Annotated in this window: 19 protein-coding genes; 11 read left to right on the top strand and 8 right to left on the bottom strand. The window is 63.6% G+C overall.

The features are described 5' to 3' along the window. Window positions 1-5: 5 nt before the first annotated feature. Together AC1DSD_RS01730 and AC1DSD_RS01725 are read right to left on the bottom strand one after the other, a co-directional pair. Window positions 6-1,304 (bottom strand): sugar transferase, encoded by a 1,299-nt coding sequence (locus tag AC1DSD_RS01730; protein WP_478027972.1) that lies wholly within the window; start codon window positions 1,302-1,304, stop codon window positions 6-8. A gap of 92 nt (window positions 1,305-1,396) precedes the next feature. Then, the gene (locus AC1DSD_RS01725; protein WP_478027971.1) at window positions 1,397-2,335 is read right to left on the bottom strand and encodes a M48 family metalloprotease; all 939 of its coding nucleotides are present in this window, start codon (window positions 2,333-2,335) and stop codon (window positions 1,397-1,399) included. A gap of 132 nt (window positions 2,336-2,467) precedes the next feature. On the opposite strand from AC1DSD_RS01725, the gene AC1DSD_RS01720 reads away from it, so the two are divergent. After that, a complete protein-coding gene (locus AC1DSD_RS01720; protein ID WP_478027970.1) occupies window positions 2,468-3,715 on the top strand; it encodes a nucleotide sugar dehydrogenase in 1,248 nt (415 codons plus the stop codon). A 10-nt stretch (window positions 3,716-3,725) separates the two neighbouring features. After that, window positions 3,726-4,724 (top strand): NAD-dependent epimerase/dehydratase family protein, encoded by a 999-nt coding sequence (locus AC1DSD_RS01715; protein WP_478027968.1) that lies wholly within the window; start codon window positions 3,726-3,728, stop codon window positions 4,722-4,724. A 3-nt stretch (window positions 4,725-4,727) separates the two neighbouring features. Here the strand turns inward: AC1DSD_RS01715 and AC1DSD_RS01710 are convergent, their stop codons facing one another. Further along, the gene (locus AC1DSD_RS01710) at window positions 4,728-5,531 is read right to left on the bottom strand and encodes an FkbM family methyltransferase (RefSeq protein ID WP_478027967.1); all 804 of its coding nucleotides are present in this window, start codon (window positions 5,529-5,531) and stop codon (window positions 4,728-4,730) included. Next, window positions 5,528-6,184 (bottom strand): aspartyl/asparaginyl beta-hydroxylase domain-containing protein, encoded by a 657-nt coding sequence (locus tag AC1DSD_RS01705; protein ID WP_478027965.1) that lies wholly within the window; start codon window positions 6,182-6,184, stop codon window positions 5,528-5,530. Before AC1DSD_RS01705 ends, AC1DSD_RS01710 begins: the two co-directional genes overlap by 4 nt. A gap of 54 nt (window positions 6,185-6,238) precedes the next feature. Between AC1DSD_RS01705 and AC1DSD_RS01700 the strand changes: the two genes are divergently transcribed. The 9 genes from AC1DSD_RS01700 (at window position 6,239) to AC1DSD_RS01660 (ending at window position 14,193) form a co-directional block, all read left to right on the top strand. Beyond that, window positions 6,239-7,393, top strand: coding sequence for a sulfotransferase (locus AC1DSD_RS01700; RefSeq protein ID WP_478027964.1), 1,155 nt, complete (start codon window positions 6,239-6,241; stop codon window positions 7,391-7,393). Window positions 7,394-7,455: 62 nt separating this feature from the next. Further along, window positions 7,456-8,370 carry an HPr kinase/phosphorylase gene (locus tag AC1DSD_RS01695; RefSeq protein WP_478027962.1) on the top strand — a complete coding sequence of 305 codons (915 nt, stop codon included), beginning with the start codon at window positions 7,456-7,458 and terminating at the stop codon, window positions 8,368-8,370. A gap of 5 nt (window positions 8,371-8,375) precedes the next feature. Continuing rightward, window positions 8,376-9,272, top strand: coding sequence for a sulfotransferase domain-containing protein (locus AC1DSD_RS01690; protein WP_478027960.1), 897 nt, complete (start codon window positions 8,376-8,378; stop codon window positions 9,270-9,272). After that, entirely contained in the window at window positions 9,272-9,538 is a 267-nt protein-coding gene (locus AC1DSD_RS01685; protein WP_478027959.1) for a PqqD family peptide modification chaperone, read from the top strand. Before AC1DSD_RS01690 ends, AC1DSD_RS01685 begins: the two co-directional genes overlap by 1 nt. A gap of 47 nt (window positions 9,539-9,585) precedes the next feature. Continuing rightward, complete coding sequence (locus AC1DSD_RS01680) at window positions 9,586-11,490, top strand: asparagine synthase-related protein (protein WP_478027957.1); 1,905 nt, start codon at window positions 9,586-9,588, stop codon at window positions 11,488-11,490. Between the two features lie 465 nt (window positions 11,491-11,955). Next, window positions 11,956-12,495, top strand: a complete 540-nt coding sequence (locus tag AC1DSD_RS01675) for a phage tail protein (protein ID WP_478027956.1) — start codon at window positions 11,956-11,958, stop codon at window positions 12,493-12,495. A gap of 35 nt (window positions 12,496-12,530) precedes the next feature. After that, a complete protein-coding gene (locus AC1DSD_RS01670; protein WP_478027954.1) occupies window positions 12,531-13,088 on the top strand; it encodes a phage tail protein in 558 nt (185 codons plus the stop codon). 29 nt (window positions 13,089-13,117) lie between these two features. Then, window positions 13,118-13,651, top strand: a complete 534-nt coding sequence (locus AC1DSD_RS01665) for a phage tail protein (RefSeq protein WP_478027953.1) — start codon at window positions 13,118-13,120, stop codon at window positions 13,649-13,651. An 11-nt stretch (window positions 13,652-13,662) separates the two neighbouring features. Beyond that, the gene (locus AC1DSD_RS01660; protein WP_478027951.1) at window positions 13,663-14,193 is read left to right on the top strand and encodes a GNAT family N-acetyltransferase; all 531 of its coding nucleotides are present in this window, start codon (window positions 13,663-13,665) and stop codon (window positions 14,191-14,193) included. Here the strand turns inward: AC1DSD_RS01660 and AC1DSD_RS01655 are convergent. Genes AC1DSD_RS01655 through AC1DSD_RS01640 form a run of 4 tightly spaced genes read right to left on the bottom strand, consistent with a single transcriptional unit; the run spans window position 14,186 to window position 17,148 of the window. Then, entirely contained in the window at window positions 14,186-14,491 is a 306-nt protein-coding gene (locus tag AC1DSD_RS01655) for a DUF6916 family protein (RefSeq protein WP_478027949.1), read from the bottom strand. The genes AC1DSD_RS01660 and AC1DSD_RS01655 overlap by 8 nt on opposite strands. Before the next feature lie 49 nt (window positions 14,492-14,540). Next, window positions 14,541-14,660 carry a DUF2474 family protein gene (locus tag AC1DSD_RS01650; protein ID WP_478027948.1) on the bottom strand — a complete coding sequence of 40 codons (120 nt, stop codon included), beginning with the start codon at window positions 14,658-14,660 and terminating at the stop codon, window positions 14,541-14,543. Beyond that, window positions 14,660-15,670, bottom strand: a complete 1,011-nt coding sequence (gene cydB, locus AC1DSD_RS01645; RefSeq protein ID WP_478027946.1) for a cytochrome d ubiquinol oxidase subunit II — start codon at window positions 15,668-15,670, stop codon at window positions 14,660-14,662. The genes AC1DSD_RS01650 and cydB overlap by 1 nt, the downstream gene beginning before the upstream one ends. Next, window positions 15,667-17,148, bottom strand: a complete 1,482-nt coding sequence (locus AC1DSD_RS01640; protein WP_478027945.1) for a cytochrome ubiquinol oxidase subunit I — start codon at window positions 17,146-17,148, stop codon at window positions 15,667-15,669. Before AC1DSD_RS01640 ends, cydB begins: the two co-directional genes overlap by 4 nt. Between the last annotated feature and the right edge of the window lie 32 nt (window positions 17,149-17,180).

Below are 17,180 nucleotides of genomic sequence, written 5' to 3'. Positions count from 1 at the left end.
GGCGGCTATTTCGCCCCGAACCCGCTGACCACGGTCCCGACCGTCTTCAACAGGATCAGCAGGTCGAGCCAGCCCGAAAAATGCTTGATGTAGAAGAAGTCGTAATTGAGCTTGTAATGGACCGAGGCAAGGTCGGCGACATGCCCCTGGTTGACCTGCGCCCAGCCGCTGATCCCCGGCCGCACGATGTGGCGATATGAATAGAACGGGATTTCCTGCTCGTACCAGGTCGATAGCGCTACGGCTTCGGGGCGCGGGCCGATCCAGCTCATCTCGCCCTTGATGATGTTCCACATCTGCGGCAGCTCGTCGATCCGCGTCCGGCGCAGGAAGCGACCCAGGCGGGTCACGCGCTGATCGTCATCGGTGGTGATGAAGCCGTCGCGCGCCGCTTCCTCGGGCGTGCATTCACGCATCGTGCGGAACTTCCACACCATGAACGGCCGGCCACGATAGCCCATTCGTTCCTGTTTGAAGAGCACCGGCCCCTTCGAGTCGATCTTCACCAGCAACGCGATCAACAGCATCGGCACGATCAGGACCGGGAGGGCGACGAGCGTCAGCAACAGATCGAAACCCCGCTTCATCTTGCGATAGGCGAGATTGGGGAGCAGCGACCCGAAGCTGTTTTCCGACAGATGCTCGATCGATACGCGCCCGGTCAGTGATTCGCGGATCTGCTTGACGTGATAGACAGGATGGCCGTTGACCGCGGCCTCGGCGAGCATGCGTTCCCAATCGTCGTCATGGTCGTACCGCAGATCGGCGACGATCACCGTCTCGCGCCCCGGCGGCATGACCGGCTCGGTCAGCGGAATCCATTCGACATTGGGCAATTCGGTCAGCGCCGAGGTCTTGCCGAACGGGACGATGTAAAAGGGTTTGGTCGTGGCGCGCAGCAGATAGAAATGGATCGTGTAGGAGGTTACCGCCGCCAGCGCGGCGGAAGTACCTAGGTAGGCGCGGCTATAGTCGAGTCGGAGAAAGAAGAAGGCCGCGAACACCAGCCCATACGACGTCGCATAAGTCGGAATGATATAGCTGAACACGCGTGACCCGGGGAACGCGGTCACCCGACGCAACAGGAACAGCCCGAGGATGGCGCCGATCGCCGCGCCGAGAATGACATTGTCGACTCCCCCCACCAGCGTTGCCGCATTGGGATTGTCGAGCAGGATCGGACGGCTGATCAGCATGCTGGGCACGAGCACGGCGAGCACCAGCACCGCGAAAGCTTCGACGCGGAAGGACTCGAAGATGCTCGATCGCGGGCGCGTCGCTGCCTTGGCCCGGCTCATCAGCATGTGACCAAATTCCCCTTAAAGTCGCTGCGGCACGGTTGTTACAGCGCGTTACACCCAGACAGCGGCCCGAGTCTATTGATCTGGCGCAACATTCATCGCGACTTCAAATCGTCCGGTGGAACGATCGTATCGCCTCGGGACACCAGGCCGGTGATCCGCGCGCGTTCGATTTCGACTGCGCGCACGCGGTCCGACCATGAAGGGTGCGTCACACTCGGAAACAAGCCGCCCAGCCGCTGCGCCTGAAATCGTCGCCACAGCACGACAGCCGCACCGGGATCGAACCCCGCCCGCGCCATTAGATAGGGCATCAGCCGGTCGGCCTGAAGCTCTTGCAAACGCTGGACTTTCGCCTTGGCCTTGCGATGTCCGAGGGCGTTGTGTGCGAGTTCATGCGCGAGGATCGCAGCCAGTTCGTCGGGTGTCTTTGCGAACCCCGCCATCCGCGTCGACAATTGCACCCATGTGCCGTTCGCCACGGCATCGGCATAGTCGCCCGGCACCAATTGAAACCGTGCCTTGCAGGCCGCGACGCCGATCAGGTCGACCGTCATCCGCTGCCCATTGCGCACGATCGTCAGCCGCGCTTTGCCGTCGGCCAGCGCCGTATCGAGCGCGGTCATCGCCGCCTCGACGCCAGCGAATCGCCCGTCGGCCGAGCTAGGCGGTGCCGCCGCGAACGGCACGCCGTCGGCATCGACGAGCACGTCTCCCGGCTTGAGCCCAGCGCGCTCGGCGGGTGATCCCGCCACGACCAGCGCGACGGTCGGGCCATCGCTCAGCCCCAGCACCTGTCGTGCGGCGGGCCGGAACGTCGCGCCATACTGACCCAAAGTCTCGATCAGCATGCCGCTCTCGACCATGTGCTCGACGCACAGATCGACATTGGCGGTCGCCAACCGATAGCCGATCGTCGCCACCGCTACGTCCTGCTGCAGTAAGGCACGGACGACCAGGGTCGCCTGGTCGTCGGCGGACGGCCCGGCGGCGATCAGGGCAAAAGCAAGCAATGGCCTTAACGACTTGATCATCCTCGGGTCGCTAGCCGAGACGCGGGAGTCAAGCCAGCTTGGCCGTTGTCGGCTTCGCCGCTAAGGGCCGGTGGTCCGGGGGAGGCGGGTGCCGGGCGCGCCCATCCGATCCGGCGTTACGAAGGAGCGCGTGTGAAGCTTGTCGTCGTCGGCCTGGGGTATGTCGGCCTGCCTTTGGCCATCGCGCTCGCCCGCCATTTCGAAGTCTGGGGCGTCGACATCGACGCCGGCCGCATCGCCGAGCTGACTCAAGGCCATGACCGGACCGGCGAAATCGACCAGGCCACGCTCGGCGCCTCAACCCTCAATTACACGTCCGACCCATCGGCCTGCCCCGCGGCGAGCGCCTATATCGTCACCGTCCCCACCCCGATCGACGCCAACAAACGTCCCGATCTCGGCGCGGTGATGGGCGCGACGCGGATGGTCGCCAGGATGATCGACGCCGCCGAACGCCCGACGATCATTTACGAGAGCACTGTTTATCCCGGCGTCACCGAACAGATTTGCGGACCGGAGATTGAAAAGGTCTCCGGCCTCGCGCGCGGCCGCGACTTCACGCTCGGTTATTCGCCCGAGCGGATCAATCCCGGCGACCGCGAACATACCGTCGACCGTATCGTCAAGGTCATCGCCGGCGAGGACGAGGCGACTACCGACCGGCTTGAGGCGATCTACGGCAAGGTCACCTCGGCCGGCGTGTTCCGCGCCGCGTCGATCAAGGCCGCCGAGGCCGCCAAGGCGATCGAGAACGCGCAGCGCGACATCAACATCGCCTTCATGAACGAGATCGCGCGAATCTTCGGCGCGATCGATCTGTCGGTATGGGACGTGCTGGCCGCAGCACAAACCAAGTGGAATTTCCTGCCCTTTCAGCCCGGGCTGGTCGGCGGTCACTGTATCGGCGTCGACCCCTATTATCTCAGCCACCTGGCGGAAGAGGTCGGCCACGATCCGCGCGTCATCCTGGCGGGGCGCGGCACCAATGACGGCATGTCGAGCTGGATCGCCGGGCAAATTCACGCTCGCGCCGGCAAGACGGGTTCGGCCTTGGTGCTTGGCCTGACCTTCAAGGAAAATGTCCCCGATCTGCGCAACTCCAAGGTCGCCGAACTGGTGACTGCGCTCGATGCGCACGGTCATGACGTCACCGTCCACGACCCGATGGCCGACCCCGCCGAGGCGACGCACGAATATGGCATCACGCTCGACGGCGACGCGCTGAGTCGCAGCTATGACCTCGTCGTGCTCGCGGTGCCGCATCAGGCCTATCTCGACATGGACGGCGGATTGGCTCGACTGGTCGCCCCAGGCGGTCTGTTCGCCGATATCAAGAATGGCGTTCCCGAAATGACCGGCACAGCGCGCTGGACGCTTTAGGAGTAATTTGATGCGCGTACTCGTGACCGGCGCGGCCGGATTCATCGGCAGTTGGGTGATCCGGCGATTGCTCGACCGCGGCGACATCGTGATCGGCATCGACAACCTCAACGATTATTATTCGGTCGACCTCAAGCGTGACCGCATCGCGCTGATCCACGGGCTCAATACCAACCGATTCGAGTTCATCCAGGTGGACTTCGCCGATCACGAAGCGCTCGAGGCGTCGCTGGCGAGCAAGGAGTTCGACCGCATCGTCCACCTGGGCGCACAAGCGGGCGTCCGTTATTCAATCGACAACCCCCGCGCCTATGTCCAGTCGAACCTGGTCGGGCATCTCAACGTGATGGAGATCGCGCGGCATCGAAAGCTCCAGCACCTCGTCTACGCCTCGTCCTCGTCAGTCTATGGCGGCAACGACCAACTCCCCTTCCGGGTCGAGGACCGCGTCGACCATCCGCTGTCGCTCTATGCCGCGACCAAGAAGGCCGACGAGCTGATGAGCGAGACCTATGCCAGCCTCTACCGGTTGCCGCAGACCGGCCTGCGCTTCTTCACCGTCTATGGCCCCTGGGGCCGCCCCGACATGGCGATGTGGATCTTCACCAAGGCGATCCTCGAAGGCCGCCCGATTCCGGTGTTCAACAATGGCGATATGCGCCGCGACTTCACCTATATCGACGACATCGTCACCGGCGTGGTGTCGTGCCTCGATTCGGCGCCCAAGGACGATGGCGAGGAAAAGGCCGGTGGCAGCCGCACCCCGCACGCCATCTACAATATCGGCAACCATCGCTCCGAAGAGCTCGGCAAGATGATCGACCTGATCGAGAATGCCTGCGGGGTGAAGGCGATCCGCGACTATCAGCCGATGCAGCCCGGCGACGTCCCCGCCACCTATGCCGATATCAGCGCGATCGAACGCGATTTGGGGTTCAGCCCGGCGACGCCGATCGAGGTTGGCGTACCCAATTTCGTGTCATGGTACCGCGAATATCACGGGGTCTGACGATCAGCCCTCGCGGCGGATGGCGAACAGCGCGCGGCAGCGGGGGGCGAACGCGTTAAGGCGCGATGGTGCCATCAGGTCGAATCCATATCCGGAGAGGAAATCGAGCACCGCCTCTTTGTCGTCGAACTCGTCGAGATAGACGGCCGCGACTCGCCCCGCCACGAACAGTCCGCGGGCGCCTTCGAGCACCTCCAACTCCATTTGCTCGACGTCGATCTTGATCACCAACTTGCCCGGCAGATCGAAACTGTCCAGCCGCCGCGCCGCGACGGCGAAGCCGCGCCCGGCGATATGCGCGCGGCCCGCACGGTCGCGGCGCGTCGCGATCCCCGACACCGCGCCGGTCGCGAAGTCGAGCTCGCCCGTTTCCGCCGCCAGCGCGACGTTGACCGCGTCGAACCCGAAGCGTTCGGCATTGACCGCGAGCCGCGCGAACGTTGCAGGGTCGGCCTCGAAGGCGACCACGCGAAAATCGCGGAACAGTCGCTGCGCATCGGCAATGACCGCGGAGAAAATGCCGATATTGGCGCCGACATCGACAAAGGTGACACCGTCGCCCAGCATCATGCTGACCCGCTGCATCACCAATGTCTCATCGCGTAACAGGCTGTTGGCATGCGCCAGCCGCGCGGCGCGGTAATAGCCATTCTCGCGCAACGCGTTGATCCTGAGCTTGCGCTTGAACAGCACGACGTCCACGTCGCGCGCGCCGTGGCGCAGCCACGTCAGCCATTCGCGCAGCCGCGGCCGCTCGTTAATCTGTGTCTGGATCAGCCGCAGCCGGTCGAAGCGGTGCCGCGTCACGCCGCGATCTGCTCGATCAGCCAATCGTTCGTCGCGCAATCGATCACCAGATGGACGCGGTCGGTCTCGCCGTCATTGGTCACCGCGTGCGGATCGGACAAACGCAGATACCAGGCCTCGCCGGGCGCCATCGCAACGGGCACGCGGTTGAGCAGGAATGTGACGCCGGCATTGGTCGTGATCGGGATATGCAACCGTGCCTGGCCCCAATCGGCGGCAAGGTCGTGGTCCGCATGCTCCTTGATCCTCGATCCCGGTGTGAGGCGCATCAGCCGGACCGCTTTCAGCGGGCAGGGAATCGTTGCCAGTACGTCACGGAAATAGGGCGTCCGGTCCAGGATGGCGGCATCGACGAAGTCGGTCACCTCGGGCGGGGTATAAGCCTGCATGATGGGATGCGTTGCCCCTGCCTGATGCCTGAGCGGCAGGACGTCCCATTGGCCCTCGTAATTCTGCCGGACGAAATGGTCGGTCCAGGTCATCGCCTCGACCGCCGCCAGATCGGCCTGCAACCGCGCCGGATCGAACGCCAGTGCCAACCGGGCGCGGTCGGGCAGCGTCAAGGCCGGTTGTTGCGTCCATTCGGTCAGGATAAGGCTCCCCTCGGCCGCGTGTTCCTGCGCGGCCGGTATCGATCCTATTCCTCCTCCCATCCGATTGCCAAGCGCCCGATGTCCGATCCCGACGCCCTAGCCCGCCTCCGAGCGATGATTCTGGCCGACGAAGCGCTCGCCGACCGACTGGCATTGATCCTCGGCGCCGATGCCTTTGCGGTGGCAGCTGCCAGCGTCGCGGCAGGCAGAGGCATCACGATCACGCCCGAGGCGATCCTTGCCGGCAGCAAGCGCGATCCGTTGGGAATCGAGCGCTTTACCGGGCAGCAAATAACGACGGCTGATTGGCCCGGCCGCAACTGGCTACCCGCCGCACTGGTCCCCGCACCCGGTCAGCTCGCAATCGACTGGGTCCATTTCGGGGACGCCCCGCTCCACGAGTCATTCTTCGAGGACTCGCTGCGTCGCGCCAAGCGCCGGCCGATCAACGCGCTGCTCAAAGTCTGCACCCCCCTTGGCATTCTCGGCAAACTGGCTCCGCCGGACGCTGCGACGGCACCCGATGGCCTGATCTTCCACATGTCGCGTTGCGGCTCCACCCTGGTGTCGCAGATGCTCGCGGCGATGGCGGACGGCATCGTGGTGTCAGAGGCCCCGCCGCTGGATGCGATCGTGCAAATGACGCACAGCCATCCCGAGGCTCCGCTCGAACAACGCGTCGCGCTGTTGCGCGGCATGGCCGCGGCGCTCGGCCGCGACCGCTTCGGCAATCGCCGTCATTACGTCATCAAGACCGACAGCTGGCACAGCCTGGCACTGCCGCTGTTCCGCGCCGCCTTTCCCGACACGCCGTGGGTCTTCCTGTTCCGCGATCCCACCGAGGTGATGGTATCGCAAATGCGCATCCGCGGATCGCAGACAGTGCCGGGCACAGAGCTCGATCCGGTTTTCGCGATTCCGGATCCGCTCAGCCACTCGAGAGAGGATTATATCGCCCGCGTGCTCAATCGGGTGACCCAGGCGGCGATCGACCACGCCGAAATCGGTGGGGGGCTGTTCGTCGATTATGCCGACCTGCCCCATGCCGTCGAACGGCGAATCCTGCCCCATTTCGGGATCGCGCCCGATGCCGATGCTCTCACCGCTGCTCGCATGGCATCGCAGTGGGACGCCAAATCTCCGTCTTTCGCCTTTGAACCCGATGCCGAGAACAAGCGTCGCGAGGCGGGGGACGCCGTCCGGGCCGCCAGTGCAGTGCACCTCGACGCGGTCCATCGTAAGCTTACGGTATTGGCGGCACGCGGCTAATGACTTGAACGGGTTCCTGGTCCTTCGTATGCCCTGACCGCAATCGCCGGGGGGATGTCGGGGTGTATTCGTATCGCGTATCGGGCCTCGAAGTCGCCAGTGAAGTGGACCTTCCCGGTCTGATTCCGGGCGACCCGGACGGCACCCCTGACGTGACGATTCGCCGCGCAGCCGTACCCAGGTCACTCGATGGCGCGAGCGCGATCGGTCCGACCTGGCAGCGCGCCGACGGGCGTTTCCTGATGCATGTCCCACATGTCGCGCGCTTCCTGCTGGAGGGCGGGCATTCGATCGCTTTCGAGGCGGAGGAGGATGCCGAATTGCAGGATGTGGCGGTGTTCCTTTCGGGCAGCGTGTTCGGCGTGCTCCTCCACCAGCGCAACCATATCGTCCTCCATGCCAGCGCAGTGCTGGTCGGCGGCAAGGCGGTGCTGTTTTGTGGGCAGTCCGGTGCGGGCAAGTCAACACTGGCCGCGGCGCTGGGCGAGCACGGCTATTCGCTCATTGCCGATGACCAATGCGCGATCGAGGTCGGCAATGACGGCATCCCGCGGATCCAGGCCGACGGCCGCCAGCTTCGACTGTGGGAAAAGAGTATCAACGAGCTCGGACTCGACGATCGGCGCGGCGATCCGATGCGCAATCGACTGCGCAAATTCTATGTCGAGCCCGTTACGGCGAGCGATGCCGCGGTGCCGATCGGCGCGGTCTACGCGCTGCTCGAGATACGCGGGCAGCAGCAGCCCGATATCGAGCGGCCCAATGTCGTCGATGCGACCAGATTGCTTGTCGCCAACGCTTATCGACCGTTGCTCGTCCATAAGCTGGATCAGCGGGAAATCTATTTCCGCGCCGCCGCTGCCCTCGCCGCGACCTCGGGCATTTTCCGGCTGAAGCGGCAATTCGAGTTCGATGAGATGTCGGCGACGATCGCGATGCTGCGGACGCACTGGGCGGATATCGGATTGGGGGACTAGGCACCGTGATCCCGACCATCTGGCTGGCTTCCTATCCGAAGTCGGGCAACACCTGGTTCCGCATTCTGGTCGCGAATTTGTGGTCGAACAGCGATAGTCCGGTCGACATCAATCTGATTGAAAGCACCGATCCAATTGCCAGCGCTCGCAATCCCTTCGACCAGCAGACGCTGATCGATTCGTCGCTGATGACGAACGACGAGATCGACCGGCTACGTCCCACCACCTACGCCTATGCCGCTTCGGGCGAAACCTTGGCCGACCCCGACGAGCCGTGTTTTCCGGTGCGCTTCGTCAAAACGCACGACGCCTACACGCTAACCGATGACGGCGAGCCGGTCATGGCAGGCGCGCGGGGTGGGGCCGGTGCGATCTTGTTCGTCCGCGATCCGCGCGATGTCGCCCCCTCCTTCGCTCACCACATGCACTGTTCGATCGACCAGGCGATCAGCCGCATGGGAGACGTCGATTTCTGCTTGGCCTCGTCGTCGGACCAACTCGACCGCCAATTTCGTCAGCGCTTGCTTGGCTGGAGCGGTTTTGTCCGTAGCTGGCTCGACCAGCATGACATCCCCATCCATCTGATCCGCTACGAGGACATGCTCTCCGATACCGCGGCGACCTTACTCGCCGCGCTTCGCTTTGCCGGCGCCGAACCCAACCAGGCGCAGATCGACCGTGCGATCGCATTCGCGTCGATCGACGAGTTGCGGCGTCAGGAAGCAGAAAGCGGCTTTCGCGAAGCGCCACGCAAGGTCAGCAGCTTTTTCCGCCGCGGGACCGCCGGAGGATGGCGCGACGACCTTTCACATAATCAGGTCGCCCAAATCGAACGCGATCATGGCATCATGATGGACCGACTGGGCTATAGCCGGTCGGCCGTCCAAACGGAGAAGGAATGATGATCCATCGCGACGGCGATTGGCTCGCCGCCAAGGTCGGCGACGAGCTTGTAATGATGAGCGCTGCCCAAGGCAATTATATCGGCCTGTCGGCGGTCGGCGCGCGGATCTGGGAATTGATCGAAACCCCACACACGGTCGAATCACTGTGCGCCGCCCTGGTCGCCGAATATGACGTCGACCCCGCGACCTGTCGTGCGGAGGTCGACTCCTTCCTCGCCACGCTCGGCCAGCACAATGCGATCCGCATCGACGAAGGCGCATAGCCGATGGTCGCCGACAGCGCCGGGCGCACAATGATAGCAGCCGCCGCATGAGTGCGATCTGCGGCATCGTGCGATTCGACGGCGCCGACGTCGCGCCGCGCAGCATCGATCGCATGGCGCAGGCGATGAAGCATCGCGGTGCCGACGGCATCGAGACCGTCGAGCTCGGCCGTCTCGTGCTCGGTCATTGCCTGATGCGGGTCAACCGCGAGGACGTGCACGAGGCGCAGCCGATCATCGCCCGTGACGCCGTGCTCGTCGCCGACCTGCGGCTGGACAATCGCGAGGAACTCGCCGCCGCGCTCGGCATCGCCGACGCCGATCTTGCGGAGCTTCCCGACAGCGAATTATTGCTCGCCGCCTGGCGCCGCTGGGGTGACGATTGCGCGCGCCACCTGCTCGGCGATTTCGCTTTTGCGATCTGGGATCGTGCGAGGGGTACCCTATTGCTCGGCCGCGATCACATGGGCCAGCGCGTGATCCATTATCACCTGGGAGATGGCTTCCTGGCGTTCGCAACCGAACTTGGCGGACTATTCGCAGCGGACGACGTTCCGCGTCGGCTGAACGAGGACGAGCTGGCTCGCCGACTGTTGATGTCGACGGAGCGAATCGAAGGCGAACTAATCTACACCGACATCCACGTGCTTCCCGGCGGCACGACGCTGTCTCTGACCGCTGACGGTAGTGTCACGCTCGACCGTTACTGGGAGCCGCACGCCGCCCCCATACATCTCGACCGTGACGACGCATATTATCTCGCGACCTATCGCGCGACGATCGAGGAGGCAGTGGCGTGCCGGCTAAGGCGGCTGACCGACGCACCATCTTTGCTGTTCAGCGGCGGCTTCGACAGCGGCATCATCGCCGCGATTGCCGGGCCGATCGTCGCAGCTCGCGGATGGATGCTCACGTGCATCGCGTCGGTCCTCAAGGAAGACGACCCGCGGCGCGATGCCCGCCCTGCGGTGGAGGCTTTTCGAGGGCTGCCGGGCCTCGATCTGCGCTTCTACGTGCGAGGCGAGGAAACCAGCTACGACGATCTCGAAGCGACCTTCGGCCGGACCTTTCGTCACCAACCGCCGAGTGTCGTTCGGTGCCGGATGGGCGAGATGGCGCGGGCCGCGGGGTCTCGTCTAATCCTCGACGGCCATGGTGGCGACTACACGGTCAATGCCTATGATGTCGCAATGCTCGGCGCCATTCTTCGTGGCGGTAACATCCGCCGCTTCGTGCGCGAATATCGCGCGCGAATGCGTTTCACCGGTTGGTCGGCCTTGCGCGTATTTGGCCGCGATGTGCTCAGTGCGTTGGTGCCGCAATGGGTCCGCCGGCCATGGCGAGTTGCGGTTAACGGCTTTCGTCCGGCTTGGCAGCGACGCGGAGTACAGCGCGACTTTGCATTGCGAGCTTTCGCCAGCGGTGTCGTCAGCCGCCGCCGGTTGCGGGACGGGTTTCGCCCCGGTCCTCGCTGGCGCGGGCTATGGTTGGAAATCTGCAAATGGATCTCGGCCGAAGGTGGCGGCAATTACATCGCCATGACACCGGATCTCGATTTGACCCGCCCGTTCCACGACAAGCGCATCGTAGAACTGGGCTGTGCCCTCCCCGATCATTTGCTGTTTCGCGACGGTCGCGAAAGATGGCTTGCGCGCACTGCCTTCGCCGACCGGCTTCCCGCCACTTTGATCCGACGGATGCCGGGCAATGATCGCGAGCAACCCGATTTGCTGTCAATGGATTTTCAGGCCGTCCCCGCGATGCTCGCGGCGCTCAATGAAGTTCGGCATAATGACGCAGTCGCGCGTTACATCGACGTGGATGCGCTCGCCGCATTGGTGCGCGACGAGGTATCGGAAGAACGGCTAAGCGAGCGTATCCGGCTGGGCTTTGCGATGAAGGCGCTGACGACGGCGCGGTTCTTGGCGTGGCTCGACCGCAGCAATCGCTGACGTCAAGTCCGCGCCGTTACGATCCCTGGCTCGCCGATGTAGCGGACGCATCTGGGATGGCGGTGTTGAAGCTCGTCAATGTTTCGCGTGCTGCCGCGGCGAGGATCACCACCGGCGTCTCCCACCGCTTGCGCTCGTTTGAGGGCGCCAGATCGAAAGAAGGTGAGTCGACAGACGACATCGCAAAAGTCCCCCGAATAATGCGCATGGCGGTAACGCCATGTTCAGCTGGCATTCTTCGCCGAATGGAGCCGGCTGGTCAAGTCGGATGACATTTCGGCGAAGAAATTACATGCCATTTTGAACCAAATTTAAGATCGCCGCCGTTCCGGAGGCAATTTTTTTGCTTGGTCAGCTAGAAATCCCCGAAAAATCCCCCTAGTGATTGCAACAGATGCCGCCGGGGGGGAAAGAGCATCGACTCGTTTGCCCCCCGCGTACCGAATAAAAGCGAGAGGCTGGAACATGTCGGACCAATACCTTGCGGAAATCCGGATCTTCGGATTCAACTTCGCGCCGAAGGGCTGGGCGACGTGCAGCGGTCAGATCGTGTCGATTGCGCAGAATACCGCATTATTCTCGCTTCTCGGCACAACTTATGGTGGCAACGGGCAGACGACCTTCGCCCTTCCCGACCTGCGGGGACGTGCGCCGATTCATTGGGGAACGGGTTCCGGCCTACCTCCCGTGAATCAGGGCCAGACTGGCGGCGAGGAAAACCACCTGCTGCTCCAGACTGAAATGCCGAGCCATAACCACACTTTCAGCGCGACGACGGCGGCGGCGACCAAGAGGGCGGTCCTTGGCGACGTTTTCGCGGACGATGTCGACGCGCAGCAGGTCGATTATTTCGCGGCGTTCAACGCGCCCAATTCGTCCTACGTCAATCTCAACCCGCTCAGCATGCCGCCGGCGGGCGGCTCGCAGCCGCACAACAATATGCAGCCCTATCTGGTGGTCAATATCTGTATCGCCATGTCCGGCCTTTACCCGTCGCGCAACTGATCAGCTCCACGGACCATCGCTATTGAGAGGCTAATATGTCGAACCCCTATCTCGGCGAAATCAAAATGTTCGGCGGCAACTTCGCGCCGGCCGGCTTTGCGATGTGTAATGGGCAGTTGGTATCGATCGCGCAGGAAACCGCGCTGTTCTCGCTGCTCGGCACCACTTATGGCGGCGACGGCGTCAACACGTTCGCGCTTCCCAACCTGCAAGGCCGCATTCCGCTCAACCAGGGCCAAGGCCCTGGGCTGACCAACCGCGTGATCGGCGAGTCGTCGGGCACCAACAGTGTGACGCTGACGACGAACACGATGCCGCAGCACCAGCACCTGCCGGTCGCCAACAATGTCGATCCGACCAACGACGCGCCGGCGACGAACACGATGCCGTGCCGGCCGAAACAGGCCGTAGGCGGCAATTCGGCACAGCTTTATACCGATCCGACCAAGACTCCGGTCGCAGGCGATCTGAAGCCGATGCTCGCGGGTATCATCGGCAACGTGGGCAACAACCTGCCGCACGACAATATGATGCCCTATCTGGTTATAACGTTCATCATCTCGCTGCAGGGGATCTTCCCCTCCCGGAATTGATGCTCAATTTGATTCAGGAAGGATGAGAGATGGCGACACCCTACATCGCCGAAATCAAGATGTTCGGCGGCAACTTCGCCCCCAAGGGCTACGCCCTGTGCAACGGCCAGATCGTGGCGATCTCGCAGAACACGGCGTTGTTCTCGCTGCTCGGCACGACCTATGGCGGCAATGGTACAACGACTTTCGCGCTTCCCAACATGCAAGGGCGCGCGCCGGTGCATCAGGGCAATGGAGCCGGTATCGACCCCGTGTCCCTGGGAGAGATGGCGGGCGGGCCCAGCGTCACGCTGACTACGGGTAATCTGCCGCAACATACCCATCCTATCTCGGGCGCGATAATCGCCAACTCGAACCCGGGTGAGACGCCGGCAAGCAACACATTGTTCACCAATTCGGCGCCTAACCAGCTTTATGCCGCCGCGCTGGGTACCGGCGGACTCAACCTCGCGCCGCAAACGATCACGATGGCCGGCGGGTCACTGCCGCACAACAACATGCAGCCCTATCTCGCGGTAAGCTTCATCATCGCGCTGCAGGGCGTTTTCCCGGCACGCAACTGACCGAGCCTTCCATGACCGATATCCAAGGGCCTCCGGCATTCGTGCTGCCGGAGGCTTTGCTGTCCCGAGGCCTCGCGCTGCGTCCGGAAACCGATGCTGACCTCCCCTTTCTGATGCAAGTCTTTGCCGCCAGTCGTGCCGATGAACTGGCCCTCGTGCCATGGACCGAGGATCAGAAGCGCGGCTTCCTGATCCACCAGTTCGGCGCGCAGCGTAAACATTATTACAGCCATTTCCCCGACACCGCGTTCGACATCATTGAACTCGACGGCAAGCCGATCGGGCGCCTCTATCTCGACGAACGCGAGACCCGCGTTCACATCATCGACATCGCGTTGATGCCTGGCAGCCGCGACGGCGGTATCGGCACCGCGTTGCTCACCGCGATCCAGGATTATGCCCGCGCGCGGGGCAAGGGCGTCGATATCTTCGTCGAACGCATCAATCCGGCCAAATCGCTCTACGACCGGCTGGGCTTCACGGTGGTCCGCGAAGAGGATGTCTATCTGGAAATGGACTGGGCGCCCGACGGCGTCAGTTGAAGGTCGCGCAATAATCGACCCCCGCATCGGTGCTGGCTGCAGGCACCAGGAAAATGTCGTGCTCACCCATCGTTGGATGGGTCAGGCGATACGTGCCTTGCGGATAGACGTCCTGCGCCGCGACCCGGAAAAACAGCTGGAACGGTGCGCGGACTTGTCCCGGATAAGCGCGGTTGCTGAGCGCCGTCGCCCCGGTCAGCGTGAAGTCGATCGGTGCCGATTCCTCGCTCCCCGGGAGCGTGAAGGCTGTGCCGACATGCGGCGCGAAATCCTCGAGAACCAGTATTCCGTCCGGCATTGTCACCTCTCCGCTACCCGGCTTTCACTGGCCCAAGCGCGACTGGCGATCAAGCGTGCAGAACACTACGAATCGCCATCGCCACCACGGCCAACGCCGCGACGCTAGCCGCCCAGATCGCCGCCATCCAGCCGAGACGTTTCCATAATGGACCGGCTTCGTCAGGCATCAATGATAACCCGCCGAGTCGCCAACCTTGCCGCGGAACACCCAATAGGACCAGGCGGTGTAGGTCAGGATCAGCGGCACCATGATCGCGGTGCCGATCAGCATGAAGGTCTGGCTGATCGCTGGCGACGCCGCCTGCACGATCGACACCGATCCGGGCACGATGTCGGGAAACATGCTGATCCCCAACCCGATGAAGCAGAGCAGATAGAGACCGAGTGTCAGCAGGAACGGCAGCAATTCCTTCCTCCTGAGCAATGCCCACCAGAAAGCAAGCGACAGGACGGCTACCACCAACGGCACTTGTGCTGCGACCAGCACGTTCGGAAAGGTGAACCAGCGCTGGTAATAGCGATGCTCTAGGAACGGCGTGGCCGCGCTCACCGCGATCACCGCCAGCGCCGCCGCGACTCCGGCGATTTTCGCCAGCCGATAGGCATGCGCTTGCGTCCCGCCCTCGGTCTTGAAGATCAGCCAGCAACTGCCGAGCAGCGCATAAGCCGCGACCGTCCCGACGCCGGTCAGCAGCGAGAAGGGCGACAGCCAGTCGAGCCAGCCGCCGCCATAAGCGCGGCCAGTTACCTGCACGCCCTGGAGCAGCGCACCGAGCACGATCCCCTGCGCCATCGCCGCGGTGACCGATCCCGCGGTAAACGCGAAATCCCAAAAGGCGCGGTGCCGCGGATCGCGCCAGCGGAACTCGAACGCGACACCGCGAAATACCAGGCCGAGCAGCATCGCGATGATCGGCGGATACATTGCCGGCATCAGGATCGCGAAGGCGAGCGGGAACGCCGCCATCAGCCCGCCGCCGCCCAGCACCAGCCAGGTTTCGTTACCGTCCCATACCGGCGCGATCGCGTTCATTGCCTGATCGCGCTCCTCGCCGACGCCGAACGCCGGGAACAGGATGCCAATGCCCAGGTCGAATCCGTCCATCACGACGTACATGAACACCGCGAACGCGATGACGAACGCCCAGATATAAGCGAGCGTGGGATCGACGGTCATGATTCGCCTCCCATCTGCGCGGCGGGGGTGATCCCGGCGGTCCTGATCGGCGCGTCGGGCAATTCGGGTTCGTGCGCCTCGGGGCCCTTCTGCATCAGCTTCAGGATGTACCAGACGCCGATCCCGAACACCGCGAAATAGACGATGACGAACGCCGCCAGCGACGTCGCGACGGCGGGAGTCGCCAGCGGCGATGCCGACTGGCTGGTCCTGAGCAGGCCATAGATCGTCCAGGGCTGGCGCCCGACCTCGGTCGTGATCCAGCCCGCTATCACCGCGACGAAGCCGGAAGGCCCCATCACCAGCGCCGCCCGGTGGAGCCACGTCCAATCGTACAGCTTGCGCCGCATCCGCGCGACCAGGCTCCACAGCCCCAACCCGAGCATGGCGAGGCCCAGCCCGACCATCACCCGGAACGACCAGAACACCACCGCCACCGGCGCCCATTGATCGCGCGGGAAATCCTTCAGCCCCTGCAGCGGCGCATGGGGATCATGCTTCAGGATCAGCGAGCCCGCATAGGGGATCTCGACCTTGTAATGGACCTTGCCATCGGCGTTGGAGGGTAGGCCGAACAGCACCAATGGCGCGCCGTTCGGGCTCGGATCGAAATCGCCTTCCATCGCCAGCACCTTGGCCGGCTGGTGCTCGAGCGTGTTGAGACCCTGTTGGTCGCCGGCCAAAATCTGTACCGGCGCGACGAGCGCAGCCATCCACATCGCCATACTAAACATGGTGCGAGCAGCCTGGAGCGACGAAGTCGCTCCAGGACTCGCTGCGGCGGCCGGCGAGCCGCCAGGCTCGTCCGACGGCGCGGCTTTGCCGCGGCGTCCGGCAGCGTCCCGCAGCAAATGCCAGGCCCCGCACGCCCCCACCACCAACGACGTCGTCAGATACGCCGCGATCACCGTATGCACCAACCGGTACGGAAAGCTCGGGTTGAAGATCACCGCCGCCCAGGATCCGGCAACGACGAACTGCCCTTGCGCGTTCATCGCGAACCCGGTCGGCGTCTGCATCCAGCTGTTGACGCTGAGGATCCAGAAGGCGGAGATGAAGGTACCGAGCGCGACCATGCAGGTCGCGGCGAAGTGCAGCGTCTTGCCCACGCGCTTCATCCCGAACAGCATCACACCCAGGAAGCCGGCTTCGAGGAAGAAGGCGGTCAGCACTTCATAAGCCATCAGCGGTCCGATCACCGGCCCTGCTCTGTCCGAGAAGACCGACCAGTTGGTCCCGAACTGGTAGGACATGACGATTCCCGACACGACGCCCATGGCGAACGCGACGGCGAAGATCTTCACCCAGAACCGGAACAGGTCGAGATAGACCGGCTTTCCCGTGCGCAGCCACAGCCCTTCGAGCACCATCAGGTAACTCGCCAGACCGATCGAGAAACTGGGGAAAATGAAATGAAAGCTGACGGTGAACCCGAACTGGATCCGGGCAAGCAGCAAGGCAGTCTCAGCGGCAGTCATCGCCACCTCCTTGCCCGCCGCCGATGCTCCCG

Source organism: Sphingomonas sp. P4_D12 (assembly GCF_056401895.1).
The sequence above is the reverse complement of the archived record's forward strand: the minus strand, read 5'-3'. Positions and strand labels throughout refer to the sequence as shown.

What these genes read in the sequence shown, in the direction of transcription:
- AC1DSD_RS01730 (WP_478027972.1), bottom strand. Translation starts at nt 1,304, where the DNA reads ATGCTGATGAGCCGGGCCAAGGCAGCGACGCGCCCGCGATCGAGCATC.
- AC1DSD_RS01725 (WP_478027971.1), bottom strand. Translation starts at nt 2,335, where the DNA reads ATGATCAAGTCGTTAAGGCCATTGCTTGCTTTTGCCCTGATCGCCGCC.
- AC1DSD_RS01715 (WP_478027968.1), top strand. Translation starts at nt 3,726, where the DNA reads ATGCGCGTACTCGTGACCGGCGCGGCCGGATTCATCGGCAGTTGGGTG.
- AC1DSD_RS01705 (WP_478027965.1), bottom strand. Translation starts at nt 6,184, where the DNA reads ATGGGAGGAGGAATAGGATCGATACCGGCCGCGCAGGAACACGCGGCC.
- AC1DSD_RS01700 (WP_478027964.1), top strand. Translation starts at nt 6,239, where the DNA reads ATGATTCTGGCCGACGAAGCGCTCGCCGACCGACTGGCATTGATCCTC.
- AC1DSD_RS01685 (WP_478027959.1), top strand. Translation starts at nt 9,272, where the DNA reads ATGATCCATCGCGACGGCGATTGGCTCGCCGCCAAGGTCGGCGACGAG.
- AC1DSD_RS01680 (WP_478027957.1), top strand. Translation starts at nt 9,586, where the DNA reads ATGAGTGCGATCTGCGGCATCGTGCGATTCGACGGCGCCGACGTCGCG.
- AC1DSD_RS01675 (WP_478027956.1), top strand. Translation starts at nt 11,956, where the DNA reads ATGTCGGACCAATACCTTGCGGAAATCCGGATCTTCGGATTCAACTTC.
- AC1DSD_RS01670 (WP_478027954.1), top strand. Translation starts at nt 12,531, where the DNA reads ATGTCGAACCCCTATCTCGGCGAAATCAAAATGTTCGGCGGCAACTTC.
- AC1DSD_RS01665 (WP_478027953.1), top strand. Translation starts at nt 13,118, where the DNA reads ATGGCGACACCCTACATCGCCGAAATCAAGATGTTCGGCGGCAACTTC.
- AC1DSD_RS01660 (WP_478027951.1), top strand. Translation starts at nt 13,663, where the DNA reads ATGACCGATATCCAAGGGCCTCCGGCATTCGTGCTGCCGGAGGCTTTG.
- AC1DSD_RS01655 (WP_478027949.1), bottom strand. Translation starts at nt 14,491, where the DNA reads ATGCCGGACGGAATACTGGTTCTCGAGGATTTCGCGCCGCATGTCGGC.
- AC1DSD_RS01650 (WP_478027948.1), bottom strand. Translation starts at nt 14,660, where the DNA reads ATGCCTGACGAAGCCGGTCCATTATGGAAACGTCTCGGCTGGATGGCG.
- cydB (WP_478027946.1), bottom strand. Translation starts at nt 15,670, where the DNA reads ATGACCGTCGATCCCACGCTCGCTTATATCTGGGCGTTCGTCATCGCG.
- AC1DSD_RS01640 (WP_478027945.1), bottom strand. Translation starts at nt 17,148, where the DNA reads ATGACTGCCGCTGAGACTGCCTTGCTGCTTGCCCGGATCCAGTTCGGG.